General features: G+C 66.0%; 15 protein-coding genes. 11 read left to right on the top strand and 4 right to left on the bottom strand.

Going from position 1 to position 18811, the window contains the following annotated elements:
- The first annotated feature begins 43 nt into the window (after nucleotides 1-43).
- Nucleotides 44-373, top strand: a complete 330-nt coding sequence (locus FNH24_RS25410; protein ID WP_152365001.1) for an ArsR/SmtB family transcription factor — start codon at nucleotides 44-46, stop codon at nucleotides 371-373.
- Nucleotides 370-819 carry an SRPBCC family protein gene (locus tag FNH24_RS25405; RefSeq protein ID WP_217428503.1) on the top strand — a complete coding sequence of 150 codons (450 nt, stop codon included), beginning with the start codon at nucleotides 370-372 and terminating at the stop codon, nucleotides 817-819. The genes FNH24_RS25410 and FNH24_RS25405 overlap by 4 nt, the downstream gene beginning before the upstream one ends.
- Nucleotides 820-838: 19 nt before the next feature.
- Here FNH24_RS25405 and FNH24_RS25400 read toward each other — a convergent pair whose 3' ends face one another.
- Both FNH24_RS25400 and FNH24_RS25395 read right to left on the bottom strand, forming a co-directional pair.
- The gene (locus tag FNH24_RS25400; protein ID WP_152364999.1) at nucleotides 839-1438 is read right to left on the bottom strand and encodes a dihydrofolate reductase family protein; all 600 of its coding nucleotides are present in this window, start codon (nucleotides 1436-1438) and stop codon (nucleotides 839-841) included.
- 2 nt (nucleotides 1439-1440) lie between these two features.
- Complete coding sequence (locus FNH24_RS25395; RefSeq protein ID WP_152364998.1) at nucleotides 1441-2220, bottom strand: maleate cis-trans isomerase family protein; 780 nt, start codon at nucleotides 2218-2220, stop codon at nucleotides 1441-1443.
- A gap of 74 nt (nucleotides 2221-2294) precedes the next feature.
- Here FNH24_RS25395 and FNH24_RS25390 point away from each other — a divergent pair, with 74 nt between their 5' ends.
- The 7 genes from FNH24_RS25390 (at nucleotide 2295) to FNH24_RS25360 (ending at nucleotide 11259) form a co-directional block, all read left to right on the top strand.
- A complete protein-coding gene (locus tag FNH24_RS25390; RefSeq protein ID WP_152364997.1) occupies nucleotides 2295-3203 on the top strand; it encodes a LysR family transcriptional regulator in 909 nt (302 codons plus the stop codon).
- A gap of 119 nt (nucleotides 3204-3322) precedes the next feature.
- A complete protein-coding gene (locus FNH24_RS25385; RefSeq protein WP_152364996.1) occupies nucleotides 3323-4309 on the top strand; it encodes an ABC transporter permease in 987 nt (328 codons plus the stop codon).
- 10 nt (nucleotides 4310-4319) lie between these two features.
- On the top strand, nucleotides 4320-5276 hold the full coding sequence (locus FNH24_RS25380) for a carbohydrate ABC transporter permease (protein WP_152364995.1): 957 nt from the start codon (nucleotides 4320-4322) through the stop codon (nucleotides 5274-5276).
- Between the two features lie 64 nt (nucleotides 5277-5340).
- The gene (locus tag FNH24_RS25375) at nucleotides 5341-6867 is read left to right on the top strand and encodes a DUF3502 domain-containing protein (protein WP_217428502.1); all 1527 of its coding nucleotides are present in this window, start codon (nucleotides 5341-5343) and stop codon (nucleotides 6865-6867) included.
- 36 nt (nucleotides 6868-6903) lie between these two features.
- Nucleotides 6904-7536 carry a DUF624 domain-containing protein gene (locus FNH24_RS25370; protein ID WP_152364993.1) on the top strand — a complete coding sequence of 211 codons (633 nt, stop codon included), beginning with the start codon at nucleotides 6904-6906 and terminating at the stop codon, nucleotides 7534-7536.
- A 41-nt stretch (nucleotides 7537-7577) separates the two neighbouring features.
- Nucleotides 7578-9983, top strand: a complete 2406-nt coding sequence (locus FNH24_RS25365; RefSeq protein WP_152364992.1) for a glycoside hydrolase family 2 TIM barrel-domain containing protein — start codon at nucleotides 7578-7580, stop codon at nucleotides 9981-9983.
- Nucleotides 9984-10047: 64 nt separating this feature from the next.
- Nucleotides 10048-11259, top strand: coding sequence for an ROK family transcriptional regulator (locus FNH24_RS25360; protein ID WP_152364991.1), 1212 nt, complete (start codon nucleotides 10048-10050; stop codon nucleotides 11257-11259).
- Nucleotides 11260-11376: 117 nt separating this feature from the next.
- Here FNH24_RS25360 and FNH24_RS25355 read toward each other — a convergent pair whose 3' ends face one another.
- Both FNH24_RS25355 and FNH24_RS25350 read right to left on the bottom strand, forming a co-directional pair.
- Complete coding sequence (locus FNH24_RS25355; RefSeq protein WP_161606310.1) at nucleotides 11377-13080, bottom strand: choice-of-anchor G family protein; 1704 nt, start codon at nucleotides 13078-13080, stop codon at nucleotides 11377-11379.
- A gap of 1121 nt (nucleotides 13081-14201) precedes the next feature.
- The gene (locus FNH24_RS25350) at nucleotides 14202-15185 is read right to left on the bottom strand and encodes a LacI family DNA-binding transcriptional regulator (protein WP_152365083.1); all 984 of its coding nucleotides are present in this window, start codon (nucleotides 15183-15185) and stop codon (nucleotides 14202-14204) included.
- A gap of 78 nt (nucleotides 15186-15263) precedes the next feature.
- Between FNH24_RS25350 and FNH24_RS25345 the strand changes: the two genes are divergently transcribed.
- The gene (locus FNH24_RS25345; protein WP_152364989.1) at nucleotides 15264-16811 is read left to right on the top strand and encodes an alpha-N-arabinofuranosidase; all 1548 of its coding nucleotides are present in this window, start codon (nucleotides 15264-15266) and stop codon (nucleotides 16809-16811) included.
- Nucleotides 16808-18778 carry an ABC transporter substrate-binding protein gene (locus FNH24_RS25340; RefSeq protein ID WP_152364988.1) on the top strand — a complete coding sequence of 657 codons (1971 nt, stop codon included), beginning with the start codon at nucleotides 16808-16810 and terminating at the stop codon, nucleotides 18776-18778. The genes FNH24_RS25345 and FNH24_RS25340 overlap by 4 nt, the downstream gene beginning before the upstream one ends.
- Nucleotides 18779-18811: the final 33 nt, after the last annotated feature.

The following is an 18811-nucleotide window of genomic DNA, read 5'->3' as shown; positions in this document are numbered from 1 at the left end:
CATTTACTTGACCTTTTGGGCTTATGCTGCGATGGTTAAGCACATGCCTAACCAATCCGGATCGGACCAGATCGGCCGGATCTTTCATGCGATCGCCGATCCGACGCGCCGCGCGATCGTCGAGCGGCTGGTCCGCGGACCCGCGGCGGTCAAGGCACTGGCCGAGCCGCTGGAGATGTCACTCTCGGCGGTGATGCAACATCTGCAGGTGCTGGAGGACGCCGGTGTCATCGTCACCGAGAAGGTCGGCCGGGTCCGCAGCTGCCGGATCGAACCCGAAGCGCTGCGCGCGGCTGAACGATGGCTCGGTCGACAGCGTACGGGCTGGGAACGGCAACTTGATCAACTCGGCGACTACCTGAAAGGACCATGATCATGGAAGTAACCCACTCGACGTTCACCTTGGAACGCCACTACCCGGCCCCGATCGAGAGGGTGTTCGCGGCCTGGGCAACACCGGCGGCACGGAAGCGTTGGATGGCCCAGGGAGCGGAGCACTCGCAGGACTTCGTGGTCGGCGGGCTGGAGATCGTCAAGGGTTTCGACGCCGAAGGCCGCGCCCTGACGCACCAAGCCCGCTACGCCGAGATCCTCCCCCACGAACGCATCCTCTCGACGTCGACCCTGCACGCCGAAGATCAACTCTCAACGGTCTCGGTCACCAGCGTCGAGTTCGAGGCCGACGGCGATTCCACCCGGATCGTCCTGACCGAACACGGCATGTATCTGCCCGGCCAGGAACAGCCCGAGTGGCGGGAGCAGGGAACCGCGCAGCAACTGGACATCCTGGCCGCAGAGTTCGCCCCCACCACCCCGTAACCCCCGACTTGTCAGACTCTCACCACGCTCTGACCTGGTGTGAGTCTGACAAGTCGGGGTTCAGACTTCGATTCTGTGGCCGGTAGCTCTGCACCACGACGCCGCTGGGGAACGACAGGGCCTGGACGAGGTCCAGGTGTCGTGATGCGGGCAGTTGGTCGAACAGCGCGCGGCCCTGACCCAGCACCAACGGCTGGACGAAGAGGCGGTACTCGTCGATCAGGTCCGCCGCCGCCAGCGCACCCGCGAACCGGCCGCCGCCCCAGACGATCACGTCCGGGCCGGGCTCGGCCTTGATCGCGGCGATCTCGGCCGCGAGATCACCGCGGGCGACTCGGGTCACCGGCCAGGTCGCCTCGGAGACGCTGAGCGTCTTGGAGAACACGATCTTGGGGATGTCGTTCATCACGGTCGCGTACGGGTCGTCCGACTGCTGCCAGTGCGGCCCCATCTGCTGGTACGACACCCGGCCCATGAGGTGGGCACCGGTCTTGCGAATGCGGTCGAACTTCCATTGCCGAAGTTCGTCGCCCTCCGGGATCGCGACTCCCGGGTGCTCACGGTCGCTGTCGACGAACCCGTCCAATGACATCGACATGTACAGAACGACGTCTCGCATGATCAGTTCTCCTTCATCGTGTTGCCGTCCGGTTGACGGTCGTCGAACAACTTTCCGAAGCCTCGAACGATCACCGGCACTTCGGTGTGCTCGAGGACGGACCACAGCAGGACCTGATTCGCCTCCACCACGAGGCGTCCGGTCCGGCACTCCAACGGGTGGACGGCGCGAGCGGCCCGGAAGCCGTTGCCGCCGAGGAACACTGCTTCGGCGCGGTCGCAGAGCTGCCGCGCGACCCAATCGACGACCATGGCCGGCCGGATGAGCTCCGGGCCGTCGGGAAGGTCCGCCAGCCGAGCATCGACGACCTCGAAGCCTTGGCTGCGGAAATACTCGGCGCCGAGGTCGTTGAGCGAAGGCCCGAACCACGGCGGATGGACGATGCTGACCCGCGTGACGTCTCGGGACCGCAGCGCCGACACCGCGGCAAGCGAGGTGGCGCACACCGGCACGTCCCACCGGTCGCGGAGTCGCCGTACGAGCGCGGACTCCTCGTCATAGCCCAGGGCGTAACCCGAGCCCGTTGAGGCGAAGGCGAGCACGTCCACGCCGGGCACCAGCACCGACGCCGCCTCGTCCAGGGCCAGGGGGCCGGCCTGCGTCCGCAGGTCGCTCGCTGAAGTCGGGCCGCCGGCGGCACGAGCAGAACGGGACGCCGCGGGGCGGGTCCTCGAGACCGCGACGCGGACCCACCCCGGCGCCAGGTCCGGCAGCTCGGCCTCCGGACCGGTCGCAGCGTGCGGGGTGAGCACCCCGACCGTGATCACCTGATCGGATTCCATGGTCCAACCCTCGGCGCGGGGCCGGGTCCGATCAACGCCGATCTGCTGCACGCGACCTGTAGCATCGCTTCACGATGCCGGACCTGGACCTGCGAGAACTGCGCCTGTTCCTCGTCCTCGCCGAGGAGTTGCACTTCGGGCGCACGGCCGAACGCCTTGGTCTCACCACCTCGCGCGTCAGCCAGACCGTGCGCGCTCTGGAACGAAAGCTCGGTGGCCAACGGCTGTTCCGCCGCACCAGCCGCGTCGTCGAACTGACCGAGACCGGGCGCGCGCTGCACACCGAGCTGGTTCCCGCGATCGCGGGCCTCGACCGCGTGCTGCGGACGGCCACGTTTCGCGGCTCCGGGCCGGGTGTCGTACGCGTGGGACTGCTGAACGCCGCTTCGGGAGTCGAGGTCCTGAGCCGCGGCATCGAGCGGTTCGAGACCGCGTACGCCGGCGCCACGGTGCAGCTGATCACGACGCCCTTCGACGACCGCCTCGGGCCCCTGCGCCGCCGCGAGGTCGACCTGGTCGTGACGCGGCTTCCGCTCGACCAGCCGGATCTCGTCATCGGTCCTCTGCTGGGCCCCGCGGACCAGCGCGTCGCGATGCTCGGCCGGACCCATCCGCTGGCCGGCCGCGCCGAGCTGTCCGTCGAGGACCTCGCCGATCACGACGTCCGGCGGCCCCACGGACTCAGCCCGGAACTGGCCGAGGCGACCTGCCCGTCCAGGACCCCGTCCGGGCGGCCGATCCGGTTCATCGACGCACCGGTCGACGACAACGCCGAACTCCTCTTCCTGCTGGCCCGGGGCCGGCTCGTGCATCTCACGGTTGCGCCGTTCGCGGAGCACTTCCAGCACCCCGACGTCGTCGGCATCCCACTGCGGGACCTGGCACCCTCGCCCTGCGCGCTGGCCAGGTTGAAGGACGTCGACGACCCGGGCCGCGACGCCTTCCTCGACATCATCGACGCGCTCTCAACCAACGAGCCGTAGTCGGCATCCCACTATTGACAACCCTTAGTAAAAGGGCCTTAAATTGCCGCATTCGAGACCAGAGGCCTCCCGTCGGGCGGTAGTGAGCTCGAAACCGCAGCCACAGTGAGGTGATGCGCATGGCACTGCCGCCTGCCCAGGGAGCACCGAGCCTGTCCGCCCGTCGGGACGGCTCGTCCAAGACCAGTGACTCGCCGTCATTCTGGCGCGGGATGCGGCACAGCAAGATGCTGCTGCTGATGTGTCTGCCGGCCGTCGTGTTCTTCCTCGTGTTCAGCTACGCGCCGATGCCCGGGGCGTGGATCGCGTTCACCAACTTCAATTACCGCGACGGGATCTTCGGCAGCCCGTTCGTCGGTCTGCGCAACTTCGAGTTCTTGATCAAGTCCGGCCAGCTCTGGCTGCTGACCAAGAACACCGTGCTGTACAACCTGGCCTTCATCCTGATCGGCAACGTTCTGCAGATCGCCCTCGCCGTGATGCTGAACGAGATCCGATCAAGGTTCTTCAAGAAGGTCAGCCAGGCGATGATGTTTCTGCCCTACTTCGTCTCGGTCGTGCTGATCGGCGTGATCGCGTTCAACCTGTTGAACTACGACACCGGCACGGTCAACACCTTGATCGTCCAGGCCGGCGGCGATCCGCTGAAGCTCTACAGCATGGCCGGCGTGTGGCCGTTCATCATCATTCTGGCCCATGTCTGGCAGAGCACCGGCTACGGCTCGATCGTCTATTTCGCGGCGATCATGGGCCTGGACCAGTCGATGTTCGAGGCCGCCGCGATCGACGGTGCGTCGGCCTGGCAACGGATCGTCCACATCATCCTGCCCAGCCTGAAGCCGACGTTCTTCATCCTGTTGCTGTTCTCGCTCGGCGGGATCATGCGCGGCAACTTCGGCCTCTTCTGGAATCTGGTCGGCAACAACGCCCAGCTGTACGCGACGACCGACATCATCGAGACCGCCGTCTACCGGATGCTGCTCTCCCAGAACAACTTCACGTCGTCGACGGCGGTCGGCCTCTACCAATCCCTGTTCGGTTTCGTCCTGATCCTCGTCGTCAACTGGATCATGCGCCGGATCAACCCCGACTACGCGCTCTTCTGAGGTGGCTGAGATGACAACCCAGACGCCGACGAAGGCGAAGGTGCCGGCGACCCCGACGCCGCGGTCCGCGAAGCCGCGGGCGCTGAAGCTCGACAGCAGTGAGGTGGCGCTGCGGACCATCTCCTACATCGCCGTCAGCCTGTTCGCGCTGATGTGCGTGCTGCCGTTCATCCTGATCATCTCCGCCTCCATCTCGGAGGAGTCACAGATCCTGGAGAACGGCTTCAGCCTGCTGCCACAGGGATTCTCGACCGACGCGTACGAGTTGATCTTCAGCGCTCCCCGGCAGATCATCGGCTCCTATGCGGTGACGATCATCATGACGGTGGCCGGCGTCGTGATCGGGCTCGGGCTCACCGCCATGATCGGCTACGCGCTGCAGCGCAAGGACTTCCCGCTGCGCAACTACATCTCGTTCTTCATCTACTTCACCACGCTCTTCTCCGCCGGCCTGGCTCCGACCTATCTCTGGGTGGCCCGGACCCTGGGCCTGCGGGGCAACTACCTCGCGGTGTTCCTGCAGTTGCTGCTCTCCCCCTGGCTGATCATCCTGATGAAGAACTTCGCCCGCTCCGTACCGCACGAGATCGTCGAGTCCGGCAAGATCGACGGCGCCGGTGACTTCCGGATCTTCGCCCAGCTCGTGTTGCCGATGCTCAAGCCGGCGTTGGCGACCATCGGCCTGTTCACCGCGCTCGGCTACTGGAACGAGTGGTATCTGTCGTCGCTGTATCTCGGCAGCACCGTGGAGTTCCCGCCGCTGCAATACCACCTCTACAACGTGATCAACACCGCCAACGCGTTGCGAAACTCGGTGGCGGGATCCAACGTGACGATCACCGATCTGCCCAGCAACACCCTCAAGATGGCCAGCGCCGTCGTCGCCACCGGCCCGATCATCCTGGTCTATCCGTTCGTCCAGAAGTACTTCGTCAGTGGCATCACCGTGGGCGCCGTCAAGGGCTGAAACCGCAAGCCACACATCCGAAAGGAACACAATGTCCGGCATATCCCTCTCGCGCCGTGCCGTCATGGGCATGGCCCTCGCCGCCGGCGCCACCGGCCTGGCCGCCTGCACCGCCCCGTCGGATGACAACACCGGCGCCCCGACCAAGATCACGATGCTCGTGCTCGGCGACAAGCCGACCAACGGCCGGTTGCAGAAGATGCTCGAGAAGCTCAACGTCGCGCTGACCCAGAAGGCGAACGCGACGCTCGACCTCTTCTACATCGAGTGGGCCGACTGGCAGACCCAGTACAACGTCCAACTGCTGTCGGGCGACCCCAAGATCGATTTGATCACCACCGCCACCGACTGGCTGTTCGCCTTCGAGAACGCCCAGAAGGGGGCCTTCCTCGGCCTCGACGAAGAGATCCTCAAGGCCAACGCACCCAAGACCTGGGAAGGCGTCGCCGCCAAGGGCAACTGGGAGGTGTGCAAGCTGTCGGACGGCCAGATCTACTTCATCCCCGAAGACAACTACACCCAGTGGACCAACCACGGCTTCTTCTACCGCGGTGACTGGGCGAAATCGGCCGGCATTCCGGACGGGACGATCACCCAGTTCGAGCAGTTCACCCAGTACTTCTCCTGGGTGAAGCAGAATCACAAGAAGGCCTATCCGTGGGACGTGGCCGGGGCCAACGAGTCCGCGCTCACCGGCTATCTGCAGGGCCACTCCGACGGACAGACGATCCAGCAGGTCAGCGCCGGCAACTACTACCCGTTCCAGACGACGGCAGCCGCCCCGTTCATCGTGGGCTCGTGGTACATGGAGTCGCCGCAGTTGATCGAGGCGGCGAAGCTCGCGAAGGAGTGGAACGACATCGGCGTGTGGCGCGAGGATGCGATCAACTACGACGGCGAAACCCGCGAGGCGCTCTACTCCGGCCGGTCCGGAGCCGACCAGCACCACACGCAGACCTTCGTCACCGGGGTCTGGTACAACCTGTCGAACCGGCAGAAGGGTTCCGACCCCAAGATGTTCTGGTTCGGGGCTGAGACCAAGAACATCTTCCGCGACATCAAGACCCACGGGGCGATGGCGGTGAGCGCCAACTCCAAGAACCCGGAGAAGGCGCTGCAGGTCTATGACCTGATTCGCAACGACGAGGAGTGCTACAAGCTGCTGAACTTCGGCATCGAAGGCTCCGATTACGTGATGAAGGACGGCAAGCTCGGCTACCCCGAGGGTTACGACCCCTCGAAGGACGGTCTCGGCGCCAACTTCTGGGGTGGCCGGATGGACGAGTTCGAGCCGCAGCGGGTGGCCGACGATCCCGACAAGAATGCGCTCTACACCCAGCTCGAAGGGCTGTCGAAGGACTACCCGTACTCGACGCTGTTGATCAACAAGGACATGATCGACCCGGGCCTCGCGGCCATGGGATCGGTGCTGTCGCGCTTCATCCCGCAGCTGCAGTACGGCAAGGCGAAGGACCCCGAGGCGTTCATCGCCGAAATGCGCAAGGAACTCGACACCGCCGGCTACCACGACATCAAGCAGTCGATCCAGCAAGACCTGGACAAGTGGGCCGGAGAGAAGGGCCTGAAGTAGCAGATCACCCATCCCCACCGGCGGAGCGAGAGAACCATGATCACGATCTTCAAAGAGAATTCGCCCGCCATGCGGTTCCTGTCGAAGTTCGCGGACCTCATGGTGCTGAACCTGTTGTTCGTCGCGACGTCTTTGCCGCTGGTCACGTTGGGGGCGTCACTCACCGCCCTCAACGCCACCGCGATCAGCCTGGTGACCGACCGCTACGACTCGGTCGCGACGACCTATCTCGCCGCGTTCCGCAGCAACTTCCGGCAGGGGACGCTGCTCGGCCTGGCATCGCTGGGCCTGCTGGCGGTGATGGCCGCCTGGTTCGTGGTCCTCGAGCAGGCGGACGTGCCGGCCCTGGTGCGGATCGCCCTCTTCGCCGTGCTGCTGTTGCTGGCCTACCGGCTCGTCGGCACCGTGCTGTTCCTGTTCCCCTACCAGGCCACGTTCGCCGACTCGACCGGCCGGGTGATCAACAACGCCCGGCGGATGTCGGCCCGGCATCCCGTGGCGGCGTTCACGGTCCTGCTCGTGACGGGCCTCCCGTTCGTCGTCGGCGTCTTCTATCCGCAGGTGTTCGTGTGGGGCATCGTCTGGTTGGCCCTCGGATTCTCGGCGATCGCCTTCGTCAACGCCGTCGTCCTCGTCAACGTCTTCAAGAAGTACGGCTTCGAGGCCTGAGACTCCTCCGCCCGCACAACCCACCCCTGGAAGGCGAAAGCATGCGCAGCACCCTGATCGAGGACTGGTCCTTTCTGCTCGCAGACCAGCCCGACGCCTGGCGGATGAACGCCGACGAGGCCGGTTTCCGGCCCGTCACGGTGCCGCACGACTGGGCCGTCGAGCACCCGTTCGACCAGACCTGGTCGAGCGGCACGGGCTACCTGCCCGGCGGTGTCGGCTGGTATCGGACCCATTGCTCGATCGGTGCCCTGGGACTGCGCGATGCCGCCGCCGTCCGCCTGGTGTTTCACGGCGTCTACAAGAACGCGCAGGTGTGGGTGAACGGATACCACCTGGGAGGCCGTCCGTCCGGGCATGCCGAATTCGCGTTCGAGCTGACCGAGATCGTCGGCTACGCCCCCGGCGACGACCTGGTGATCAGCATCCGGGTTGATCACCGCGACCTGGCGGATTCCCGCTGGTACAACGGTTCCGGCCTCACCCGCCGGGTCGAGATCGAGACCCACGATGCGGTCTCGATCGCCCGCCACGGGTCCATGATCACCACCCGCTCCGCGGGGCCGGACCTGGCCGAGGTCGAAGTCGTGCAGCAGCTGCAAAACCACACCGACGAGGTGCGTCGGGTGATCGTTGATCATCGGCTCGAGCCGATTGGTCCTCCGCGCACTGAGCTTGTCGAAGTGCCAAACCAGATCGGGCCTCCCCCTTCGACAAGCTCAGGGAACGAACAGACGCTCGACGTACCGGCGCGCGGCATGGTCGAACTTTCGACGCTGCTCCGAGTCTCGGAGCCGCACCTCTGGTCGGATGATCATCCCCACCTCTACCGACTCGTCACGATGATCAAGGTTGACGACGATGAGCCGAGCCGGCACGAGCAGGTGACCGGCCTGCGAACCATCGCCTTCGACCCGGACACCGGCTTCTTGATCAACGGCGAACGTCGGGTCCTGCGGGGGGTCTGCCTGCACGAGGACGCCGGTCCGTTGGGGACCGCGGTGCCGGCCGAGGTGTGGCTGCGCCGCCTGCTGATGCTCAAGGAGGGCGGCTGCAACGCCGTCCGGATGGCACACAACCCGCACGCCCCGGAGTTGTACGACCTGTGCGACCTGCTCGGTCTCTACGTCATCGACGAGGCCTTCGACGAGTGGGAGAATCCCAAGAACAAGTGGTGGCAGGGCCACAACGTCTATCCGCCGAAGCACGAGGGCTACGCCCACGACTTCCCCGAATGGCACGTCCGCGACCTGGCGGCGATGGTCGAAGCGCACCGGCACCACCCCTCGGTGATCGCCTGGAGCATCGGCAACGAGATCGACTACCCCAACGACCCGTACGCCAGCCCGAAGTTCCTGGAGATGACCGGAAACAACGACGCCAACAAGCCGGCCGCCGAACGGGCCTACGACCCGCATCGACCCGACATCCGGCGCTTGACCATGATCGCCAAGGAGCTCGCCGCCGTCGTCAGGGCGCACGATCCCAGCCGTCCGGTGACGTTCGCCGCGGCGTTCCCGGAGCTGTCGAGCACGACCGGCCTGTTCGATCACCTCGACCTGATCGGCTACAACTACAAGGAGCACCGCTACGCCGATGATCACCGCCGATTCCCCGCTCTCCCCTTCCTCGGCAGCGAGAACTCGCACAGCTACGAGGCCTGGCGTCACGTCGTCGACCAGGAGTTCGTCGCCGGCCAGTTCCTGTGGACCGGGATCGACTTCCTCGGCGAAACCCGCGGCTGGCCCAGTCACGGGTCGACGGCCGGCCTGCTGACCACCGCCGGATTTCCCAAGGAGCGCTGGCACCTGCGGCGCAGCTGGTGGTCCGACGACCCGATGGTCCGGCTCGCCGTCCGCCAGGTCGGATCGAACGGCGACTGGCACTTCAGCCGTCGCTGGGTGACCGATGGCGAGCACGAGGTGGCCTGCTTCACCAACGCCGACAAGGTGAGCGTCAGCTGCGGGTCGGAACCGGTCGAGATGGTCTTCGACGCCGAGCTCGGCTTCTGGCGCGGCACCGTCACCCCCGGGAGCCACGGCATCACAGCCGAAGCGCTCGTCGGCGACACGACGCTGCGCGACGAGCTGACTCCGGGCACGGAGCCGGTCGCGCTGGCGGCCGAGGTCTGGACCGCTCCCGAGCTCCGGCGGGCCGAGCTCGACCGCATCGCCGGCGGTCGCGCGCGGGTGCACCAGCTCGTGTGCCGGATCCTCGATCGGCACGGACGCCCCGCGCGGGGTGAGGTGATGATCACCGCGGACCTCGACGGCGGCGACCTGCTGGGGCTGGACAACGGTGACCTCTCCGACACCACGCCCTACCCCGCTGCGCACCGGTCGACCCTGGACGGCATGCTGATCGCGTACGTGCGCGGAGCCGGTGCCACCGTAACGCTGCGGGCCCCCGGACTGCGCGACGTCGTCGTCCAGCTGCCGGCCGACTGATCGGTTCCGGTCGGAGCCGCGCCGGCGAACAGGGAGGGCGAAGAGGAGAGGAGGCCCGAGCGACGTGGGAACGCGATCAGCGAGTGACATCCGCAGCGAGAGCAGGTTCGCCGTGCTGCGCCAACTGCTGTCCTCCGGCACGGCCACGCGGCAGGATCTCGCGGTGGCGACCACGCTCAGCACCGCCACCGTGGCCAACGTCGTCGCGGAGTTGCTGGACGCCGGCCTGGTCCACGTGGTCGGCAAGGGTGCCTCGGTCGGGCGTCCGTCGTCGAAGCTGGCGATCAGCGACGAACCGTTGCGGCTGGTCGGGGTCGACATCGCCGAGACGTACGCCACCGCGGCGATCTACTCCCTTTCGCTGGAACACCTGGCCGAGCACAGCGAGCCGCTCGACGACACCGACAACCAGCCGCGCACGGTGATCGCCGGCGTGGTGGCCGCGGTGCACGGAGCGCTCGCCCGGGCCGGCGTCCACCCCGACGCGGTGGCCGGCATCGGCATCTCGGTGCCCGGGCAGGTCATGCCCAGCACCGGCGTCTCTGTGTTCGCCCCGAACTGGGACTGGCACCAGGTCAACCTGCGCGACCAGCTCGAGCCGGAGCTCGGGTTGAGCGTCGGGGTCCACCTCGACAACCCGCTCAAGGCGGTCACGGTGGCCGCGCTGTGGCTGGACAACGGCCCCTCCACCGACACGATGGTGGTGGTCAACCTCGGCACCGGGGTCGGGGCCGGGATCGCGATCAACGGACGGCTGGTCCGCGGCACCTGCAACAACGCCGGCGAGTGGGGCCACACCACTCTCGTCCAGGACGGGCGCCCCTGCCGCTGCGGCCGCCGCGGCTGCGTCGAGGCCTACGTCGGTGTGCCGGGAATGCAGGCGACCCTGGCCGAGCTCGCCCCCGACCACCCCGCCGTCGCGCTGCACCAGGACGCGTTCATCGCGGCCGTCGCCGCCGGCCTCGAGGCGGACGACCCGACGATGATGGCGCTGCTCGACCGCACCTGCGCTTCGCTGGCGTACGGTCTGGGCGACGTGGTCAACCTGCTCAACCCGGACCGGATCCTGTTGTGTGGCTGGATGTTCAGCGCGTTGCAGACCTGGATCATGCCGCGCCTCACTGAGCTTGTGCCGGCTCAGGCCCTGGAGGCCTCGCTCGACGTCGTGAGCATCCAGCCGCTCGAAGTCGGCCGAAACCCGGTGACCGCGGGCATGGCGATCTTCGCCCTCGAGGACGTGCTCGCCCGCCACGGTCTGCCCAGCCGGCTCGTCTGAGGGGCTGCGCGCCACCGGGCGATCAGTTCTGACAAAGAGATTCGGCCCCTCGCACCCAAGGTACGAGGAGCCGAATCCGTTGATCAGCTAGTGATGATGATCATGCCCAGATCGAGCTCAGAGGGCTGATCCGCCGTTGCGCCGGAGGCGGCCGACCACAGCGGTCGTACCACCGGCGAGCACCAGGGCCCCGGCCCCGGCCAGCAGGCCGACAGGCAGGTTGGAGCCGGTGTTCGGCAGCTCACCATCGCCACCATCAGCAGCGGCCGCGTAGTCGGCAGCAGCATCGTCATCAGCAGCGGCGTCATCATCGGCAGCAGCGTCATCGTCAGCAGCAGCGTCATCATCGGCAGCAGCGTCATCGTCAGCAGCAGCGTCATCATCGGCAGCAGCGTCATCATCGGCAGCAGCGTCATCGTCAGCAGCAGCGTCATCATCGGCAGCAGCGTCATCATCGGCAGCAGCGTCATCATCAGCAGCAGCGTCATCATCGGCAGCAGCGTCATCATCGGCAGCAGCGTCATCATCGGCAGCAGCGTCATCGTCAGCAGCAGCATCGTCGTCGACCGACGAGTTGTCATCGGCCTGGCGGACCGTGGCCGAGGCCAGATTGACGACGGCGAGCGCGTCCTCGTCGTCACCGCTCTCGTCCGGGAGCACGGTGATCTTCAGCGCGCGCTGCGTGAAGGAGCCCTCGGTGGTGGCGGCAGCGGACAGGATGCCCTCACCCTCGTCCTCCGACTCCCCGGTCGCCCGCGGATCGGTGAACTCGCCCGGGTTCTCCTGCACGTTGGCCTTGACCGACAGGACGTTCTCGGAGATGGAGTCGAACAGGTCGTCACCCAGATCGATCACACCGTCCTTGCCGATCAGGTCGTCGAGCAGACCCGAATCACTCCCGAGCAGATCCAGATCCAGCAGATCCTCGCCCAGCAGTTCGTTGAGCAGCTTCTCGACCGTGTTGCCGGCGCCCTGCAGGGCGGCCTCCAGCAGATCACCATCGATGAGCTCGGTGTTCGCCGGCAGCTCGTTCAGACCCTTGGCGTAGTCGCCACCCTTGGACTTGATCAACTCCTCGAGGTCGACGATGATCTCGCCCTCGTTGAGATCGATCGACACCGCGCCGTCGTCGCCGGTCAGCAGTTCGCCGAGGTCGCGATCATCGCCCTCTTCTGCCGCCGCCAGGTTGAGCACGCCGTCGCCGTCCTCGTCGGACAGACCGAGGTCGTCGAGCAGATCACCGAGGTCGAGCTCGTCGAGCAGCGTGACGTCCAGGACCAGCTTCACGTCACCGACCTGGTAGTCGCCGACCGGGTCGCCGTTCTCGTCGTACGTGGCGGTCGCGGAGAGAGCGCCCACCTCGAGCCGGGCCTGGGCCACCAGGTCGTCCAAGTCGTTGTCGACCAGGAAATCGGTCAGGTCGATGAACGCGTTGTCCTCGGCCTTGCCCTCATCATCGTCGCCGGCCAGCTCGATCGCGCCGTCGTCGTTGATCGCGCCGGAAGAGGCGAACGGCACGCCGTCCTTCTCCGCCTTCGCGTACTGCCCGACCACGCCGGCGCCGAGCAGATCACCACCACTACCCAACGAGCCTTCGCCATCAGGGCCGATGACATCGAGGTCGATGGAGTCCAGCAGTTCGGCCTGGAGGTTGTTCTTTTCGACGGCCGGGTCGTTGTTGCTCGAGTCACCGCGGTAAACCGGCTTGAGTGCGGCGATGTCATCGAGATCGAGTGCACCGGAAGCGCTCAGGAAACGACCCTCCGCCTCCGCCCGATCAGTCGGCAGTGCGGACGCCGGAGTGATGGCCCAAAAGGACAACACCGATCCGGCAGCCACGGCAGCTGCAGCCAGACGCGTGCTAACGCGCCACTTTCGCGACATGTTTCTCCCTACCTGATACAGGAATTCCCCACGATGGAAATCCCTTAACGGCTGTCTCAGGACGGGAGCACGTCGCAGCATTGCGAGGACTCCGCCATTTCCCCCAAGACAGTGATTTCGAAGGCCCCCGGTTTTCCGTGGCCCCCCCAGGCTTTGAACTCAACTGGTGGGCCTTCCCGGATGAACGTATCGGTACCCACTCGGGGCAGCAAGCCAGTCTCGCGGCCGTTATCAATTCGTTATAAATTCTTCTCAGGAACCGCCCGTCGCACCCTTGGATCATGATCAACAAGGATCGGCCACGGCTCGCCCTCCCGGCCTGATCAGAGTCCAGTTCTGTTTCATTACAGGGATTCTGGCCGCCCGATTCAAGGACCCGGCAGACCGCCCGGCTGCGACCCGGCGAAGCTGAGCGCTCTCAGATAACGCGACGATCCGGGCCCTTGCGGCGTTACCAAAGTGGGCCCTGTGACTTATTGTCCGAACAAAGACGACGAAAGCGACCGACCGATCTGCAGGAGAGGTGGGGCGCCGGCCACGCAAGGCGCTCGACAAAGAGAATCCGGGTCGAGCGCCTTGCCAAACTGCTGGCATCGGCCAGTGATCAGCTCGTGGTGCGAAATCGCCGATTTCCGCCCCCGTCGTGGAAGAGGCGAATTCTCGAGCACCGGTCTTGGTCGCAGGTAGTCCCAACCGTGATCGGTGCCCAAGTGCTGGCGAGTGTAGTCGACATTCGGCGCGCGAACAGGCGCTTCGTCAAATTTGTTTCGACAGCCGGCGAAGGCCTCTCCCCCATGTCCGAACAATGCAGGGCCGGTCCGCACAACGGGCGTACGAACACCATGAAGATCGATTAATGCCGGTCGGTAAGTCCGGCCGAACCCGAGCACAACCGTAGAAACCACCCCGGACTCCGGGTCCGAAGCCCGGAGGCCCGGGAGAAGTCGGACGCGGTCCCTTCCACTCGGGCGACGCGTCCTTTAGAGTCGGTGCAACCGCTTTCTGTGTATCGATACAAAGAAGGAAGTCGGGCGCCAATGACGGGGCAGACGACGGAGTCAGACTGTGGACTCTCGCTCGATGAGCGAGCATGCCCCGGTGATGCTCCTGCCGGGGCCGGCGAAGCCGTCCATGCGCTCGATCAGCATGCCGAGCGCCGCGGCCACGAGGTCGTCGTCGTGGGGGTCGATCGAGGTCAGGCTGGGCACGGAGTAGTTGGAGTCGGAGAGGTTGTCGAAGCCGATCACCCGCACGTCCCGCGGGCAGTCGAGACCGGCGTCGGCCAGTCCCCGAAGCACACCGTGCGCAACGCTGTCGGTCGTGCAGACGACTCCGTCGAAGGGGGTGCCGGCCGCGACCAAGGTGGCCACCGTGGCCGCCCCCATCGTGTGCGGCGGGGCGTCGGCGGTCCGGACGATGAGCGCCGGGTCGATCGGCAGCCCGGCGCAGGTCAGGGCGCTGACATAACCTTCGGTGCGCAGGGTGACCATGCGCAGGGTCGTCATGCTTCCGCCCGCCATCGCGATCCGTCGGCAACCCCGGTCGAGCAGGTGTTGGGTGGCCAGGCGAATTCCGTCGACGTTCGCCATCGCCACGTGATCAACAGCGGGGTCGGACATGCTCTCGCCGAGAAACACCACCGGGAAGTCGGCGCGCACTCCATCCGGCAGTCGCTCGAGCTGGCTGGCGTTGATCAACAAGCCGTCGTAGAACACGGGCGACCGCTGCCAGGTGGCCACCTCGCCGTCCAGATGGCCGCCCGTCGCCTCGATCGCGACGTGGTAGCCGAGAGCCGAAGCCTGGGCGGTCACGGTGCGGGCGAGGTTGGCGTTGTAGGCGTGCTCGATGTGGCCGACGGCGAGCCCGATCGCACCCACCCGGCCACGTCGGAGCGCCCGGGCGGCCAGGTTCGGCTGGTAGTCGAGTTCGGCGATTGCGGCCAGCACTCGAGCCTTCGTCTCGTCCCGCACGTTCCGATGCCCGTTGATCACGTGCGAAACGGTCATCGTCGAAACGCCCGCCCGACGAGCAACGTCCGCCATCGCTGTCACGACTCGACTATAAGCGAAGCCCGATCCAGGGCCATTTCTGTCCGTCACGTCCACCCCTGAGGAGAATCTGTGTCCCCGTTACGCGCCGTGATCAATCTCGACGTGGCCGGACCCGTCGTCAGCCGGCACCTGTACGGCCACTTCGCCGAGCACCTCGGAGCCTGCATCTACGGCGGCATCTGGGTCGGGGAGGACTCCCCCATCCCGAACGTCCGGGGCATCCGGACCGACATCGTCGAGGCGCTGCGGGGCATCGCGATCCCGAATCTGCGCTGGCCCGGCGGCTGTTTCGCCGACGAGTACCACTGGCGCGACGGGATCGGGCCGCGCGCGGACCGGCCGTCGATGGTGAACACCCACTGGGGCGACGTGGTCGAGGACAACAGCTTCGGCACGCACGAGTTCATGGACCTGTGCGCGCAGCTCGACACCGAGCCTTACATCAGCGGCAACGTCGGCTCGGGCACCGTGCGCGAGATGGCCGAATGGGTCGAATACCTGACCCGCGGCGGCGAGGCGCCGATGTCGAGCCTGCGCCGCGCGAACGGGCAGCCGGACCCGTGGCGGGTCAAGTTCTGGGGCATCGGCAACGAGACCTGGGGCTGCGGCGGCAACATGCGCGGCGACTACTTCGCCGATCTCGCCCGCCAATACTCCACCTACTGCCGCAACCACGACGGCAACGTGCTGTACAAGATCGCCTCCGGTGCGCGCAGCGACGACTACGCGTGGACCCAGTCGTTGATGCAGACCATGGGCGACTACGGCTGCGGTTGCAATCCGAAGCACTACTTCGACGCCGTCTCGTTCCACTTCTACACCGGTCTGACGAACCGCAAGCACGGCAGTGCCATCGACTTCAGCGGCGACGAGTATCTCGAGTCGTTGGCCAACGCTTGGCGGGTCGAGACCATGATCGAACGGCACAGCAACGTCATGGACGTCTACGATCCGGAGGGCCGGATCGGCCTCGTGCTGGACGAATGGGGCACCTGGTGGGCGGTCGAACCGGGCACCAATCCCCGCTTCCTCTACCAGCAGAACGCCCTCCGGGACGCTCTGATAGCCGGCCTGCACTTCGACGCGTTCCACCGCAACGCCGAGCGGTTGATCATGGCCAACATCGCGCAGACCGTGAACGTCCTGCAGGCGATGCTGCTGACCGCCGATGACGTGTTGATCAAGACGCCGACCTATCACGTCTTCGAGATGAACAAAGATCATCACGATGCCGCTCGGCTCGATGTCCACCTGCTCGATGCCACCCCGACGGCTCAGCACGACGACCGCACGGTGCCGCTGATCACGACGACGGCGACGACCAAGGGCGGGCACGCGCTGATCTCGCTGACCAACCTCGACCCCGACGCCGAACACACCGTGGCGTACGACCTGCGCGGAGGAGCCCCGTCCGATGTCTCCGCCCGGATCCTGCACGCCGACACCCCGCAGGCCCACAACACCCGTGACGCGCCCGAGGCCGTCGCGCCCGCCCCGTACGACGGCGTCAGCCTGTCCCAGCACACCCTCACGGTCACGATCCCGGCCCATTCCTTTGTCACGGTCCGGTTCGTGACCGGTCGCACCAACTCATCCGAATCGGAGGACCAACGATGATGCATCCGATCACCCGTCGCGGCTTCCTGGCGGCCGCGGCCGCCACGGCCGCCACCACCGGACTCGCCGCCTGCAACCTCGACCGCGGCGCTCCCAATCAGGGGCCCGGCCAGACACCCGGGGAGGAGGCCCCACCGCCCGACGGCACGAAGGAAGTCGCTCCGGGAGTGCAGCGCAAGGACTGTCTGATCCTGGAGAACCCGACCGGCCGGATCACCACGCCGGACGACTTCAACCGGTGGCGGCCCGGATTCACAGGGGCCTCGACCGGGCTCCAGCAGATCGCCCTGGACGCCCTGTGGTACATCGATCCGGACGCCGGGGTGAACGGCGTCTGGGACAACGCCTGTGCCGCGGACAAGCCGGTCTACAACAGTGAATTCACCCAGATGACCGTCAAACTGCGCGAGGGCCTGATGTGGAGCGACGGGGTCGAATTCACCGCCGAGGATCTCCACTACACGGTCGATCTGCACATGAACAATGACGGCTGGTCCTACACAGGACAGTTCCGGGGCAATGTCGCCAGCATGGAGATGCCCGACAAATACACGGTGGTCTTCAATCTCAAGCAACCGAACTCGCGTTTCCATGCCTACTTCACGGTCCGCTGGGCCGCGTGCTGGATGATGCCCAAGCACATCTTCGAAAAGCAGTCCGACCCGCTGGCCTTCAAGTTCAATCCGCCGGTCAGCCTGAGCGCGTACAAGATCAAGGACTTCGATCCCAACGGCAACTGGTACCTGTGGGAGAAGCGGGAGGACTGGCAGAAGACGTCGATGGGGCTGATCGGCGAACCCGGCCCGAAGTACGCCATGTACACCGCACCCGGCCCCAGCGACAAGCGGGTGATCGCCCAGACCCAGCACAACCTCGACGTGATCCACGACCTCGCGCCCGAGGGAATGATCAAGCTCGCCAAGGAGAGCAAGTCGTCGGTCGGCTGGTTCCCCAGCTTCCCGTGGGCCCATCCGGACCCCACCCTGCCGATGGTGATCTACAACAACGAGAAGCCGGGCCTTGATCGCAAGGAAGTGCGGTGGGCGCTCACCCTGGCGATCGACATCGTCCGCGTGTCCCTCGCCTCCTATCGCGGCGCGGCCACGCTGTCGGCGATCCACGTCCCGCCGACGGGCCTGTATCCCCAGTACTACTTCGACCCGCTGGAATCGTGGCTGAACGAGTTCACCATCGACGTCGGCGGCAGCCCGTACAAGCCGTTCGATCCCGAGGCGTCCAATCGCGCCGCGGAGGAGGCGCGCAAATCCCTCGGCGACCTTGTCCCGACCGACCCGGCACAGATCAAGACCTCGCTCGGTCGCGGCTGGTGGAAGCACGATCTGGCGGCCGCCGAGCAACTGATGCTGGCGGCCGGGATGAAGAAGTCGGGCGACAAATGGGCCCTGCCCGACGGTTCGCCGTTCAAGATCGCGTTGTTGAGCGCCGCCGAGAGCAATCCGACGATGAACCGCGCCGCGAGCATGGTCGTGGAGTCCTGGAACGAGTTCGGCATCGACGCGAGCCACGACGCCCGGGACAATGCCGGCGACCTGGTCGGCCCGGGCGACTACTCGGCCGCGGTCGGCTGGACGATCGAGACCTGGGGCGGCCATCCCGACCTGTTCTATTTCCTGAACTCGTGGCATTCGAGGTTCTATGTCCCGTCCGGGAAGCGTGCGACCGGCTCGAACACGATGCGCTGGAAGCATCCCGAACTGGATCGCATCATCACCGAGATCCAGAGCCTGGACTTCGACGATCCCAAGGGGATCGAGCTGGGCCAGGAGTTCATCAAGCTCGCGGCGGCCGAGATGCCGGTCACCCCGATGATGAGCTACAACGTGTTCACCGTCTGTGACACGACGTACTTCACCGGCTATCCCACCAAGGCCGACCCTTACACGAATCCCGTGCCCAACTGGGGCAACACGAAATACATGTTCACCCGGATCAAACCGAAGAGCTGATCGTCGACCCAACCTCCGCTCCCGGTGCCGCTG

Origin of the sequence: Microlunatus speluncae, from assembly GCF_009299835.1 — a bacterium.
In the GTDB taxonomy this organism is placed as follows: Bacteria; Actinomycetota; Actinomycetes; order Propionibacteriales; family Propionibacteriaceae; genus Microlunatus; species Microlunatus speluncae.
The sequence above is the reverse complement of the archived record's forward strand: the minus strand, read 5'-3'. Positions and strand labels throughout refer to the sequence as shown.